Source organism: Porphyromonas sp. COT-239 OH1446 (assembly GCF_000768875.1).
GTDB lineage: Bacteria > Bacteroidota > Bacteroidia > Bacteroidales > Porphyromonadaceae > Porphyromonas.
The window spans coordinates 201,285-214,808 of the sequence record NZ_JRAO01000015.1; the positions used below are offsets into that span (position 1 = coordinate 201,285).

Sequence of the window (13,524 nt, forward strand, 5' to 3'; positions counted from 1 at the left end):
CAGGACTATTCTACCTCAGGAGCTTTGCCGAGGAAGCTCAGCCCTGCATCCGTCTTGATATAGTCCACATACAGCGTACGCTGCCACTGGGCAGCCTCGTCGAAGCTCTTACTGGGCTTCTTGACGCTCTTCTTGCGCTTGAGGACGATGTCCATCCCGGCAGGCTTCTTGTCAGCTGTCAGCCAGGGCTGAGGCTCTCCCGAGGCATTGGCCGCAGCCCCGATGAAGTCTACGAGAGTCTTGCCGTAGTAGAGTGCCACATTGTCATTACCGTTGAAGTTCAACACAACATCGTCCTTGACCACACCCTCAGCGGTATAGAGGTTGGCAGACTTGTGAGCATAGAGCTGAGTTGCCCCTGCGGCGAGCTTGCCCGTGAGCTTGAGGGACTTGTCCCCAGGCACGAGGGTGTTCTCGCCCGAGAAGTTCTCCAGCACGAGGCTATAGGCCGAGAGGTCGATCTCCTTGGCCGTAGGGTTGTAGATCTGTAGGTATTTCTCAGTTCCCTTACCCTCGACATAGGCCGAGATGATGGGGTGATCCTCCGAGGGTTGAGGCTCGGGCTGAGGGTCTGGGGAGACGGGACCCTCCTGGCAGCGACTGCCCTTGAGGTCGAGATCGCCGAAGGTGCGGCTCCAAAGGGCGAACTGCTTCTTGTTTTGGAAGACAGAGAGCAGCAAGATCCCCGTGATGCTACCATTGCCCGTGGGCGTAGCCTCGCCCTTGTAAGTGCTGTGGAAGGAGATGGGCAGCGAGAGTGGCTGCACACCCTCCAGGGTTGCGGTCGCACAGTCTGTGAGCGTGTGGTACATGGTGCCCTTGGTACGCTCATTGAGCTTGCCCTTGGCCTCCTTGATCTGCACACCGCTGACCTTCACCAGCACGTTCTCGTACTTACCGGCATAGATGTCCGAGAGCTTGGCGTCGATAGGCTCGACGGCCTTGGTCTTGCCCGTTGCGCTGACACGAGTGTCCGCATCGTCGAGGGCAGAGAAATCGATCTGAAGGCCACCGCCCTGGTAGCGCAGAGCCTTAGCCCCCTTGACGCTGACCTTGAGCACATCACCAGCCTTGAGCTTATTGCTCACGTTACTCTTCAGGCGTAGGCTAACCCCCTTGTCGCCGTCCTGCACGGTGATGTTCTTGAGGCTAACGAGGTTGTTGGCCTCGATATTGTTGAGCAGTACGGCCTCGAAAGCAAACTCCTCATTGATCACCTTGCCCGTAGCATCGACCTCGCCGAGCTTGGTCAAGAGGTCTGCCAATTTGCCAGTGGCAGGCGTTGGATCAGGATCGGGATTGGGACCGGGGCTAGGGGTACAGGCCTGGCCCGTGAAGGCAATATCGCTCAGATCACGAGGCCAAAGGTTGAGGTTCTTGCGCTCCCCGCTCTTCGAGTGAGTCAAGATACCTGTGATAGTACCATTGAGCTTGGACATCTCCTCACCCTTAAACTTAGCATAGGCCGAGACAGCCACGCTCAGATCGCCCACAGAGGCTGGGGGCGTCGTCGCACAGTCTGTCAGAGCTGAGTACTTCGTCCCGCTGGCACGATCATTGAGCTTACCCTGAGGGTTCTTGAACTGTACCCCCTGGACGGAGACAAGGATGCTCTCGTGCTTACCGGTATAGATATCAGCGAGAGTCAGATCCGTAGGCTTGACCTCTACCTGGTCGCCCGAGGCCTTGACCGCCTCGGCAGCCCCTGCCACGCCTGTGTAGTCGATCTGTAGCACGCCACCCATATAGCGAGACACCTTCGTCCCCTTAGTCTTGAAGGTCAATAGAGTCCCTCGCTTGAAAGTGCCGTCAGAGGCCAAACGCACAGCGATGCCGACCTTGCCTGCCTGCACAGTGATATTCTTACGGCTGGTGCTGTTGCTCTGCTCATAGTCGCTGATCACAACGGCCTGGAAGGTCTCGTCCTCGGTGAGCGTTACATCGCTACCCTTATCATACTTTTTGATGAAGTCTGCTAGAGGCATTCCCTCGAACACGATATCGCCACCCTTACCCGCCTGAACAACGGTGAAGGTGAACCGCTTAATCTTGGCCACCAGCGTGATCTGAGCCGTACGATTAGCCCCGAGGTTGGGGAGCACCTTGACCGTGATGGTGTGCCTACCCTCAGAGCCTCTCGAGGGGCTGACAGAGATCCAGGGGGCAGTATTGCTCACGCTCCACTCACGGTTCGTGTCGATGGAGAGCTTCTGCTCACCGCCCTCGGCAGGGATGTTGATCTGATTGTTCTCTAGTGTTGGGGTGATGATCACCTTGGGCTCTTGGTAGTCGTCGTCGTTGTCTTTGCACGAGGACAAGAGGCCCAACCCTAGCCCGCCTGAGAGGAGGCCGAGGGATAGAAGCTTGAGGCTTCGGAGCATGGATGAAGAGGTCATTGCTATTTGATTTTTAGAATAATAAGCATTGGATACTTAGAAGCGAGGGTTATTGAACGCCACATCTGCTTCACGCAGCAGGAGCAGCTGGGGCGTATCCCGGAAGTAAGTTAAGAGAGCCGTGATGCTCCCCGAACCTTGGGGGAGGGTCTTGCCTGCGAACTTAGCGTAGCTGCTCGTACGCACTACTAAACGATTGCCTGAGGCATCGACGAGGTTACGATTGACGTTGGGCTGCGCCACCTTGTTCTCCGGAGAGGCATAGGTAGAGCCTAGCTCGGAGGAAGCGAACTGCACCCCCTCGAGGCGCACCAGCGTACCCGCATCAGCCTTCGAGAGGGTCTTGATCTTGCGATCCTTGATCGACAGCTCGCCTCGGCCAGCCTTGATGAGGGCCATGGGGACGAGCTTCTCAGGATAATAGGCCGTCTCGTAGCGAGGCTCTAGGGAGCGATAGCCGAGGTTGATCTGCTCGCCATATCGGCCGAGGGTCATGCCTTGGGCGCGCAGCCAGATGCGAGAGCCCTGGGGGTAGAGGGCACTGAGATTGCCCATTGAGAGCTTGAGCTCAATCCCTCCTGTTTGGTCTGCAATGTAGCACGACTTGTAGAGGTTACCCTCGGTATCGTCCGAGACCATAATAGCCTCGACGACGACCTCTTCCTCGATAGTCGTTGCCCCCCCCCTATAGAGGTTCTTGAGGGCTGCTACAGTATGCGTTGAGGTCAGCTGTACTGATGGGCTATCGCCTGTATCCTTAGGTTCTTCGGGGCGATTATACTTACAAGAGCTCACGAAGACCAGGCTCAAAGCCAAAAAGATATAGGATAATGCTTTCATATTCGTCTAGAACTTAGAATTGAAGGGAAGTATTGAAGAAGAAAGTTGTCCCATACACATACGAGTACTTCGAGTCGAAGGGAGCATAGAGTTTACTCTGCCCATCCTCGCCTCGGATGGTGCGCACACGCAGCTGCTCGAATCCACTGCTCACAAGGCTCTTGTTGTTGAGCACGTTATTGACCGAGAGGTTGAAGCGCAGGAAGACATCTCTCTTGATGCGCCAGGAGTAGCCGGCATAAAGATCTACAGTGAAGCCATCCCGAAGCCTCTCTGGCATGATGTAGCGAGCATCTAGCTCCGCCCGCCCACGATCGGTACGGGTTGTAGGGGCCATGGAGATATAGCTACGACCGAAGTAATTGGCATTGACCCCGAAGGTGCCGTACCAAGGGGCACGATAGGTCAGCCCGAGGGTAGCAGCTGTCTGTGGAGTGCCTGAGACGTTAAGCCCCTTCCAATAAACGACATCTTGGTCGACTGTGCGGTGCGAATTGTCTATCGTCTGAATGTACTCGGGATTGCTGTCATACTGGTATTGTCCAAGGGCAAGGGCTGCCGTAGCCGATAGGGTTGGCGAGAGCTTAGCCTCGAAGCCAGCCTCTAGCCCCAGGTGGCGAGTGGCAATGCCCGAGAGAGCGTAGTTAGAGAAGGAGGCCTGGGTATCGTCGTAGAAGTTCATCGTCCTAGCCTTGTCAGCAATACGAGTATAGAAAGCTGTTAGACGACCACGCAGCCAGGGCAGACGTACCACATAGCTCATATCGGCCGAGAGCATGCGCTCACGCTGAGGTCGGGTGATGTAGCTATTTCGGGTTCGAGGAGAGACGAAGACGTTGATAAAGTGAGGGGCCTGCTCGAGGTAAGCCCCGTTGAGAACGAGGTAATGCCTACCGCTGAGCTTGTAGGTCAGCCCGAGCTTAGCTCCAAGGTCTAGGAAGCCTAAGCGATCCGACTCCCCCTTGGAGTTGTTGGGGAATAGCCCTCGACGATAGTCTCCAATGCGCTGCATAGAGGTCTGTGTCAAAGAGAGAGCAGCATAGGCGTCGAAGGAGCGATGGGTATAGCGAGTATTGAGCCAGAGCTGATAACGATCTGTCAGCGAACGATAGCTATAGCCGAAGCGATCCCCCTTGCGGACGATACGATCAGGATGATCAAGGTCGATCTGTACCTTGGAGGGATCTCCACCGAAGTCTCTCTCGGCGAACTTATCTATATCATGTAAATAATCCGCACCCAAGAGATCTCCAACCTCAGCATAGTTGTCCGTATTATTGCGACGCAGATTGAGCCCAGCCTCGAGGCTCAGGCTAGGAGAGATCGTCCAGCTGGCCGAGGAGGCCAGTGCAAGTTCTCTCTGATCCGTATGTCGGTTCTCAATCATGTAGAGAGCCTTGCGCCCAGAGGCAATGAGCTTGCCCGAGGCGTCGTAGGTATCACGCACGTTAGAGCGGTTGATCCTATAGAGCTTGTCCCAGTCGATGTAGCGGGTATTGGGATCGCTGCGCCACAGCTCCTCATAGATGCCTGCCGTCTCGGGGTCTTGTCCGTTGGGGCCAGCCATTCGGGTGAAGTAGCTCGGCATATAGCGGTAGTAGTCAGGGCGAGGGTCGGGAGCATTGTACCAGTTGAGCGACGAGTAAGAGTTGAAGCCGAAGCGATAGCTGAGGGTTGTATTCACACTCAGCCTCTTGTCAGGAGTGGAGAAGTAGTGCGAGAGCTGTAGGATCGGCTCGTGGTTGCTGCGTTCACGAGCATTGCGCCACTTGCCCCCCTGACGACCCATATTGGGGTTGTAGAAGTTCGACCCAACGAGGTCGTAAGCCTCCTGCGTGGAGGCACTGGCTACGCCTCGGCGTGTGGGAGCAGCAAAGGCCACAAGGCCTAGGCTGTGGCGGGCATTGAGTCGCTTCTCGACAGAGACGAAGTAGCTATAGGCGTCATAATGCTGGCCACGGACATAGGAATGCAGTCCATCACCCCAGCGGCGGCCGAGCGAGAGGGCTAGCGACCAACCACTCTGTAGCTGCCCCGTCGTTAGGGTCATCATCGCTCTATTGGTATAGGTACGGTTGCTGTTGGAGTAAGTGAGGCGACGCTGCGCTCCGTAGGCTGAGGCACGGGTGAGGACGTTGTTGCTCCCCCCCACTCCTCCAAAACCCGAACTCGTGGGCTCCATCGTCTCGGAGGTCATTTGGTTGCGCACAACGTCGTTGAGCCCGCCCCATAGGCTCCAGACGGAGTAACCATTGTTGAGGTCGTTCATGGGGACTCCGTTGAGCATCTGCTCCGAGTATTGGTTGTCATAGCCTCTGATGCGGAAGCGAGCGGAGCTGAAGGTATAGCTGGCAGCACTGTTGAAGGGGTCTCGTGAGGCGGTCAATAGCCCCCCAATATCGGTCGACCCCTCCTCCGAGAGATCATCCACGAGGGTCAGTCCCTCGAGCGAGAGATCTGAGCTCTGGCCGAGGGGCACGAGGCGCAAGATGCTCTCTCGGCTCTGCCCCTTCTGCGAGGCCTGCCAAATGTATTGCATCGGTTCGTAGCCTGGGGCCATGATGGTGATGGTATAGCGACCTTCCTGGGGAAGGCTCAGCATATACTGACCCAAGGCATCGACCGTCGTACGCAGGCGAACAACCTTTGAACCATGATAACCAAAGACCGACACCTCTGCCTGAGTGATCGGCTTGTCTGTAGACTGATCTCTGAGTTGCCACTTGAGAGGGCCTTGTTGGGCCAAGGCCAAGCCCGTCGATAGGGCGAGGGCGGCAAGGGCGTGAAGCAGTTTATTCATTTCTAACGATTAAGAGTAATCCCGACGAATAGGTGTATAGGCCGATCCTGCACTCAGTCTCGGCGACCAAGCTCAGCCTTGGGGAGGGCTCTCAGATGTAGAAACGTTGCTCTGCTAGGATGTACTCCCACGACTAAGCAATCCCAAAGATAGAGATAATTCGAGACTATTGTCCCAAAGGAGAACAAACGAGAGGCCTAAATTTGACTTAGGTGGGCAGGGTAAGATCAAGGTGAAAGGGGGAGACAGAGGCTCTCCCCATGAAGAGCGCACGCATCACGGCATCCGTTAGCAAAGGGATAAGCCCTCAATGGAGAGATAGCTACGGGCTAAAAGAGTCTCCGAATATGATCGAGATCAGCTTGGTAACTGTTTTGGACTAGATAGCAGAGTAAATCTTGCAGTCTTTTCATCTCCTCATGAGTACGAAGAGCTGAGAACAGCCTCCTAAATCGAGGATCTTGCTTAGAGGCAACCCTCTTACACTCAGACTTAAACTCCTCAAAAGAAGAGGGCAAGTCGTAATCGGAGAGATTAATCTGATGATTACTGGCAGAGTTGTTGAGGTCATCGACACAATCGAAGATGAACCGATCCATTGCTGGACGCACAACGACTAAGAAGTGGGGTCTATCCTTGTGCTTCTTAATGCTCAGATGTTCAGATCTACAGATCTCCCCAAAATTCTCACAATACTTAGGCTGACGCTTATCCTCGTCAATGACCCCCAGGGCGAAACTCTCGCCAAACTTCTCCTTCATGGTCTTGGCGACCGTATTGCACCCTTTCTGATGATTGACACCTCCGCGCAGAGCCCCACAGAGGGACAACAGGCTCTCGACGAGGGCAGTATCGATATAACATTCGGGGATAATATCTTTACTCATCGCCGGCTTGATGACTTGATGAAAAGAATTCGATATTGAAGAACGCATCTATGCCACAGTCATAAATATCCCCTAGTTCTGTTTCGGAGGCGGTAATAACCTCAGACCCTACCCCATCGGCTTTAACTAAAAACACCGCCAGGTCTCGATCGTCTTTCTCCTCCAAAAAAGCTGTCAAGATATACGGACTATGGGTGGCAACAAAGAGGTTGCTCGCATGCTCTCCCTCGGTCATTGTCCTCAACCAGTGCACCAATACGCTCTGTGTAGGGGGGAAGAGATTGGACTCAGGCTCTTCTAGGAATATATCACAGTGATGATAATTTTGATAATTCTCCCTAATGCTTATAACTTGCTTGTTTATCTCCTCTGCAATCTCCTTCTGCAGTTCCTCCTTGATTTGCTCATCAAGATCAAGATGGTGGGAGTAGCTCTTCAATAGTTGATTGATATATTCAACAACACGCTCTGCACCCCATTCCTCTAAGAAATCTTTTTCCTCCAAACTCTGTATGACACTCCGTACCTCCTGATGCTTGTGAATATTCTTGAGGTAGTTTAGATGGACAAAGAGCGGGATGAGAGACTGCAACCCACTCGAGGTATTCGTCAGATCAAGGTCAAGAGCATTGGAGGTCTGATCGACCAAGACATTGTCTCGTCTAGAGGAGTTATCGTAGTGGTATGAGACCCCAAGATTGAGGACATCAAGCTTGTCTGTAGTTGCCCTTCGGGCTGTCTCCCAGTCGCTCATGAAGCTCCGGATGTTGTCATCAGCCAGCTTGACATCAAACCAATTAGGGATCGCCGCAACCATATTTCTCTCTGCAGGGATATAGGATACCTTAGTCCTTCGGTATTGCAAACGCTCTAGCTGCCATGAGAAGCGAAATTCTTTGCTAGAGTTGTCATAGCTGAAGCTCATAAACTCAGACTCGTACGCTATATAGGTATCACCTTGAATATAGCCATAGAGCTTATGAAAGCGTTCCAGCTCCTTGATGAAGTTATCCCCTGAGCGAAAGTACTCCTCAGACTGAGCCAACTCGATACGCTTCTCCACCCACACACAGTAGCATGCGGTTTTGAGGACGCAACTCTTACCCGAGCTCTGCGGCCCGATGATAACATTCCTCCTCTTAAGCTCAATATTTGCGCTGGATATAGGCCCCAAGTTTCTTATCTCAATTCGTCTCATAGCATCATAACTTTACCATTTCTCTTCTCTCGCAAAGATAAGAAATAGATCTACAGGATGCGACGAAACGAGCAGCGACCCAAGAGGAAGGAGAGGGCGTCGGGGAGGCGAAGGCTCGACGCTCAAGGGAGGCTCAAGAGGGAACACAGATGAGGGCCCGGGGGCAGCTCGATCGAGGTATCGTCTAGATGCCCCATAGAGATCTAAGTAGGATCGCACTTGAGGCTCAGATAGGATCGCACTTGAGATCTAAGTAGGAGCGCGATCGAAGTCCTATCTATGCCTCGAGAGAGGCGGTAGCAGGCGGCTCAGAAGGCTCGAGATCCCCCCTCCCGAGCCCTCGTGGGCAGCTGTCCACGAAGGGAATTCTAGCGGCAGAGCAAGGAGCAGGTAGCCCCCAGAGCCAACAGGCCCTCAGAGCAGGCAACAAAACATTCTATCCGTGAATACAATAGGTGCTTGCTCAGAGAACAAATTTCTATTCTAAGCACAGCGGATTTTTCGGAGCAAAAGTTTGGGGAGAATGCTGTATAGAGGAATTTAATGCTCAGGGAAGTATCTCTGATTAAATACCATTGTATCAAAATGAGGCTTCGCTTTCAGAAAATAATTACCTTTGCCCGCAGATATTATTAACTCTAATTCTTATACAAAGTGGTTTCCATCGAAAAGCCTTACGTATTAGGCGTAGACATAGGCGGGACAAACACTGTCTTTGGCATCGTTGATGCTCGTGGTAATGTGGTCGTAAATGCCTCGATCAAGACCGGTACTCACAACGATATTGAAATGTATCTGAACGACCTAGTCGTGGGGCTTACCATGCTCTGCGAGCAGGTCGGAGGCAAGGAGATGATCCGCGGGATCGGCGTAGGAGCTCCAAATGGGAACTACTTCACCGGCTCGATCGATTTCGCCCCTAACCTCCCCTGGAAGGGTAAGATCCCCCTGGCACAGATGATCAGTGAGCGCATGGGCATCCCCGTAGCCCTGACCAACGATGCCAATGCCGCTGCTATCGGAGAGATGGCCTATGGTGCGGCTCGTGGGATGAAGGACTTCATCGTCATCACCCTCGGCACAGGCGTCGGCAGTGGGATCGTTGTCAATGGCCAGCTCGTCTACGGACACGATGGCTTCGCAGGTGAGCTCGGACACATGATCGTGCGCCGCAACGGACGCATCTGCGGCTGTGGTCGCCAGGGATGTCTCGAGACCTATACCTCTGCCACTGGTGTAGCACGTACAGCACGCGAATATCTCAGCATCCGCTCGGATGAGAGTCAGCTGCGAGACATCGAAGCCGACAAGATCACCTCCAAGGATGTCTATGACGCAGCCATCAAGGGCGACCGTCTTGCCCTTGAGATCTTCGAGAGCACGGGGGCAATCCTCGGAGAGGCCTTCGCCGACTTCGTTACCTTCTCCAGCCCCGAGGCCATCATCCTCTTCGGAGGTCTGACCAAGGCAGGCGACCTCTTGATGAACCCCATCAAGCACCACATGGAGAAGAACCTGCTCAATATCTACAAGGGTAAGACCAAGCTGCTCTTCTCACAGCTCAAGGAGAGCGATGCCGCCGTACTCGGGGCTAGTGCTCTCGGGTGGGAGGCTCGTTAGGCTCTATGCCCTAGCCCATACCCCATTGCCTTATGAAGCTAAAGGAGCATCCATTAGCCTCGTTTGCCTATTGCCCGCGTTGCGCAGCGCATGACTTCACTCCCTCGGGGGAGCGAGCCATGCACTGTGAGCAATGCGGGCTCACTTATTACGCCAACGTAGCCTCGGCCGTAGCTTGCGTCATCATCGACGAGCAGGGCAGGCTCTTGAGCGTACGCCGAGCCCATGAACCAGCCCAAGGGACACTCGACCTGCCTGGAGGCTTCGTCGATCCACTCGAGACGGTCGAGGAGGCCGTCGCCCGAGAGCTCATGGAAGAGACTGGGCTCGAGGCTCGAGCCATGCGCTACCTCATGTCGCTGCCCAACGTCTACCCCTATTCGGGGGTAACGGTCTACACGTCCGACCTCTTCTTCCTCGTCGAGGTGGATGATCTCGACAAGGCTGTCGCCCGAGACGATGCTGCCGAGGTCGTCATCTCTCTCCTCTCTCAGCTCAGGGCCGAGGACTTCGGCCTCAGCTCGATCCGTCAGGCCATTGCCTACCTCATCGAGCATCAAGACCTCATCCTCCCCACCAGGAGAGCCCCCCTCGAGCCATGACCCAACGCCTGCGAGGTATCCTACCCGCACTGGCCATGCTCCTAGGATGCCTCTTAGCTCCTTATCTCTCTCGGCTCTCCTCGGGCATCCCGCTATGTATCTCAGGGATGCTCTTCTTCACTTTCCTGCGCCTCAGCCCTAGGCAGGTGGTGCTGAGGCCCGTACACCTCTACCTCTTCGGCCTGCAGATGCTCCTCGGAGCAGTGGCCTACGCCCTCCTGCTCCCTCTTGATGAGCTTTGGGCCGAGGCAGCTCTTCTGTGCCTCATGACTCCAGTGGCCACGGCATCTCCAGCTATCGTGTCGATCCTCAGGGGCGATGTGGGCTTCATCACGGCTTTCGTCCTACTCTCACACATTCTGATCACCTTCATCGTCCCTCTCGTCTTCCCCTATGTCGGACGGGAGAGCTCGCTCGGCTTTTGGGCTATGGCGTGGGAGGTCTTCGCCATCGTCTTCCCGCTGATCATCCTGGCGATCGTGTCGGCTCAGCTGGTGCGCTGGCTCTTACCAGGCCTTGCCACTAGGCTCAACAAGCTGCACGAGACCTCCTTCATCCTCTGGCTCTGCTCGCTGCTCCTGCTCATGGGGCATACGACCGAATACATCACCTCGAACCCCGAGATCCATTGGCAGACGATCGCTCAGATGAGCCTAGTCGGTGCACTCGCCTGCCTGCTACAGTTTACCCTAGGGCATCTCCTAGGCCGCTTCTTTGGGCTCGAGCCCCATGCAGCTCGTCAGTCGCTCGGGCAGAAGAATACAACGCTAGCCATTTGGCTCGCATTGCTCTTCCTCAATCCTCTGACTTCGCTCTCGGCCGCTGCCTACATCGTCGTGCAGAATGTCGTTATCTCGCTCCTGATGGCCCGTTCCGAGCCTAGAAGAGATCCCCTCGACCCCGCCAGCGAGCAACGATAACGCCTTCCCCTTGGACTCCGAACAACCTTCCCATCGCAGCATACATGGCATACAAACGACCCCTAAGCAATACACAGATCGCCTGCATCATCCTCCTTTGGGTAGTGATGGTCGGCTGGATCCTCTCTCGAGTACCTCTAGATGGCTTCGTCGTCCTGACGATCCTCATGTCCGGGATTATCGTCTTCTACCCTGTAGTCAAGAGCCTCAAAGAGCGCAAGGGGAGGCCATAACGGCCTCCCCTTGCGCTCTTTGAAGAAGGAGCAATTTCCTTGGGAACGGCTAAACGAGGGTCTGCCCTACTCGCAGCTGATGCATCTCTTCGGGCACAGCCTCTAGGATGCACTCCATGAGTACCTCTTTGAGCTTCATGCGAACGAAGTCCGCCCGCGTGCAGAGGTTAATTTGCCGTGCAGGTCGGGGGATGGTGAAGGGACGAGCGAAGCGGCGACGAGACTGATCCAGCGAGAGCATACACAGCTCTGGGATGAAGGTGATCCCACTACCTCGCTCCACCATGTGCATGAAGGTCTCTAGGCTTCCCCTATTGTAGTCGAGGCGGCGAGGCTTGTTCCCCCTGAGCGCACAGAACTTCAGAAGCTGATTGCGGAAGCAATGCCCCTCATCCAAGAGCCACAGATGAGTCGGATCTACCTCCGAAGACCGCAGTACCTGCTGCTCATACAGAGGCTCTCGCTCTGAGATATAGGCAATGAACTCCTCATAGTAGAGTGGAGCATCGATGAGATCCTCGGCCTCAGAGAGACTCGCAATTAGGGCCACATCGATCTCGTCCGAACGCAGATGCTCGAGGCAGGCCGAAGTGATCAGCTCCACGAAGGTAATACTCAGCTTGGAGAGCTTGCGCTCGAGGATGGGGATCAAACGAGGCAGGAGGTAAGGGGCAATAGTGGGTAGCACCCCGATGGTTAGATGCCCACTCAGGGCATTGCTCTCGTTGGTGATAATCTCCCGCATGATCTCTACCTGTCGCAGGATGACAGCAGCCTGAGCGAGGATCTTATGCCCCACGGGAGTGGGTTGAATGGCTTGGCGAGATCGGTCGAAGATCTTAACCCCTAGCTCGTCCTCTAACTTCTGTAGCATCGTGCTCAGTGTGGGCTGGGTAATACTACAATGCTCGGCAGCCTTGCCAAAGTGGCGGTGCTGCCCGAGGGAAACGATGTATTCAAGTTGTTGCAAGTTCATCGGATGCTTAGGTTAATGGCGTTAGACCTTACGCTCAAGGATATAGTCCGAGAGAGACATGAGGGCTCTACGGTAAGGAGTGTCGGGGTAATGCAGCAGGAGCTCCTTGGCTCGATCGATAAGCTCATGCATACGCTGATAGGCATAGTCGATGCCTCCCCGCTCCTGAGCCAAAGCAATCATCTGCTCTATCTCTCGAGGACCATAGCTGCGACTATGCAGCCACTCGAGGCACTGGCGCACCTCTGCGCTAGGCTCAGTCTCTCGGGTAAGGACGTAGAGCAAAGGCAGGGTAACCTTACCCTCCCTCAGATCATTGCCCGTAGGCTTACCTATGTCTTGGGGATAGTAGTCGAAGACATCATCGCGTATTTGGAAGGCAAGCCCGAGGAGCTCTGCACACTCTCCGAGACGCTCTAGATCCTCGTCAGAGCCATCGGTCGTAACGACGGCGATCTCGGCGCAGGAGCGGAAGAGAGCTGCCGTTTTCTGTCGAATGACCTCCATGTAGATCCTCTCATCAAGGACTGCATGCTCGGCCGTCTCGAACTGCCGTATCTCTCCCTCGGTGAGCTCTCGTCCAATAGCCGAGACAATAGCCACGACCCTAAGGTCGCCGATACCAATCGCTCCGATGAGGGCCGAGGCGAGGACGAAGTCGCCCATGAGCACGGCAATACGATTGTCAAAGAGAGCATTGAGCGTAGGTCTTCCTCGGCGAGTGGAGGCCTCGTCGATCACATCGTCGTGGATGAGGGTAGCTGTATGAATAAGCTCGAGCAATACAGCTGCACTAATGGTCTTGGCAGGGAGGCTTTCACGCACCAGCCCAGCCATCAAGGTGGTCATGATAGGGCGGACCATCTTGCCCGTAGAGCTACGCAGATGCTCAACGGCCTGCTGTAGCCATTCGGACTTGGAGAGCAGAACCTGCTCGTATTGTTGGTGAAAGCTATCTACATACTCCGCTACTGGAGCTTTAATTTGATCTAGGGTTGTCATCTTTGGAGGGTTATGTATGGAGCGCATGGTGAGGCTGCCCACAATCCGAA

Annotated in this window: 11 protein-coding genes; 4 read left to right on the top strand and 7 right to left on the bottom strand. The window is 54.8% G+C overall.

Annotated elements, in window-relative coordinates:
* Nucleotides 1-5 precede the first annotated feature (5 nt).
* The 5 genes from HQ37_RS08065 to HQ37_RS04185 all read right to left on the bottom strand — a co-directional run bounded on the left by HQ37_RS08065 (nt 6) and on the right by HQ37_RS04185 (nt 7,740).
* On the bottom strand, nt 6-2,396 hold the full coding sequence (locus HQ37_RS08065; protein WP_081951757.1) for a DUF5689 domain-containing protein: 2,391 nt from the start codon (nt 2,394-2,396) through the stop codon (nt 6-8).
* Between the two features lie 36 nt (nt 2,397-2,432).
* A complete protein-coding gene (locus tag HQ37_RS04170; protein ID WP_036880843.1) occupies nt 2,433-3,236 on the bottom strand; it encodes a DUF5689 domain-containing protein in 804 nt (267 codons plus the stop codon).
* 13 nt (nt 3,237-3,249) lie between these two features.
* Nucleotides 3,250-6,036 carry a carboxypeptidase regulatory-like domain-containing protein gene (locus HQ37_RS04175; protein WP_036880845.1) on the bottom strand — a complete coding sequence of 929 codons (2,787 nt, stop codon included), beginning with the start codon at nt 6,034-6,036 and terminating at the stop codon, nt 3,250-3,252.
* Between the two features lie 329 nt (nt 6,037-6,365).
* Entirely contained in the window at nt 6,366-6,923 is a 558-nt protein-coding gene (locus HQ37_RS04180; RefSeq protein ID WP_036880847.1) for a hypothetical protein, read from the bottom strand.
* A complete protein-coding gene (locus HQ37_RS04185; protein WP_160215066.1) occupies nt 6,916-7,740 on the bottom strand; it encodes an ATP-binding protein in 825 nt (274 codons plus the stop codon). The genes HQ37_RS04180 and HQ37_RS04185 overlap by 8 nt, the downstream gene beginning before the upstream one ends.
* Before the next feature lie 1,044 nt (nt 7,741-8,784).
* Between HQ37_RS04185 and HQ37_RS04190 the strand changes: the two genes are divergently transcribed.
* From HQ37_RS04190 to HQ37_RS04205, 4 genes are read left to right on the top strand one after another with little or no spacing between them, the layout of a single operon-like run.
* Complete coding sequence (locus HQ37_RS04190) at nt 8,785-9,741, top strand: ROK family protein (RefSeq protein WP_036880935.1); 957 nt, start codon at nt 8,785-8,787, stop codon at nt 9,739-9,741.
* Nucleotides 9,742-9,773: 32 nt separating this feature from the next.
* Complete coding sequence (locus HQ37_RS04195; RefSeq protein WP_036880848.1) at nt 9,774-10,343, top strand: NUDIX domain-containing protein; 570 nt, start codon at nt 9,774-9,776, stop codon at nt 10,341-10,343.
* Complete coding sequence (locus HQ37_RS04200) at nt 10,340-11,263, top strand: bile acid:sodium symporter family protein (RefSeq protein WP_052080746.1); 924 nt, start codon at nt 10,340-10,342, stop codon at nt 11,261-11,263. Before HQ37_RS04195 ends, HQ37_RS04200 begins: the two co-directional genes overlap by 4 nt.
* Nucleotides 11,264-11,307: 44 nt before the next feature.
* Nucleotides 11,308-11,496 carry a hypothetical protein gene (locus HQ37_RS04205; protein ID WP_036880850.1) on the top strand — a complete coding sequence of 63 codons (189 nt, stop codon included), beginning with the start codon at nt 11,308-11,310 and terminating at the stop codon, nt 11,494-11,496.
* 49 nt (nt 11,497-11,545) lie between these two features.
* Here HQ37_RS04205 and HQ37_RS04210 read toward each other — a convergent pair whose 3' ends face one another.
* On the bottom strand, nt 11,546-12,472 hold the full coding sequence (locus HQ37_RS04210; RefSeq protein WP_036880853.1) for a LysR substrate-binding domain-containing protein: 927 nt from the start codon (nt 12,470-12,472) through the stop codon (nt 11,546-11,548).
* A gap of 21 nt (nt 12,473-12,493) precedes the next feature.
* Complete coding sequence (locus HQ37_RS04215; RefSeq protein ID WP_036880855.1) at nt 12,494-13,474, bottom strand: polyprenyl synthetase family protein; 981 nt, start codon at nt 13,472-13,474, stop codon at nt 12,494-12,496.
* Nucleotides 13,475-13,524: the final 50 nt, after the last annotated feature.

What these genes read in the sequence shown, in the direction of transcription:
- HQ37_RS04195 (WP_036880848.1), top strand. Translation starts at nt 9,774, where the DNA reads ATGAAGCTAAAGGAGCATCCATTAGCCTCGTTTGCCTATTGCCCGCGT.
- HQ37_RS04185 (WP_160215066.1), bottom strand. Translation starts at nt 7,740, where the DNA reads ATGGTTGCGGCGATCCCTAATTGGTTTGATGTCAAGCTGGCTGATGAC.
- HQ37_RS08065 (WP_081951757.1), bottom strand. Translation starts at nt 2,396, where the DNA reads ATGACCTCTTCATCCATGCTCCGAAGCCTCAAGCTTCTATCCCTCGGC.
- HQ37_RS04200 (WP_052080746.1), top strand. Translation starts at nt 10,340, where the DNA reads ATGACCCAACGCCTGCGAGGTATCCTACCCGCACTGGCCATGCTCCTA.
- HQ37_RS04210 (WP_036880853.1), bottom strand. Translation starts at nt 12,472, where the DNA reads ATGAACTTGCAACAACTTGAATACATCGTTTCCCTCGGGCAGCACCGC.
- HQ37_RS04215 (WP_036880855.1), bottom strand. Translation starts at nt 13,474, where the DNA reads ATGACAACCCTAGATCAAATTAAAGCTCCAGTAGCGGAGTATGTAGAT.
- HQ37_RS04205 (WP_036880850.1), top strand. Translation starts at nt 11,308, where the DNA reads ATGGCATACAAACGACCCCTAAGCAATACACAGATCGCCTGCATCATC.
- HQ37_RS04170 (WP_036880843.1), bottom strand. Translation starts at nt 3,236, where the DNA reads ATGAAAGCATTATCCTATATCTTTTTGGCTTTGAGCCTGGTCTTCGTG.
- HQ37_RS04180 (WP_036880847.1), bottom strand. Translation starts at nt 6,923, where the DNA reads ATGAGTAAAGATATTATCCCCGAATGTTATATCGATACTGCCCTCGTC.
- HQ37_RS04175 (WP_036880845.1), bottom strand. Translation starts at nt 6,036, where the DNA reads ATGAATAAACTGCTTCACGCCCTTGCCGCCCTCGCCCTATCGACGGGC.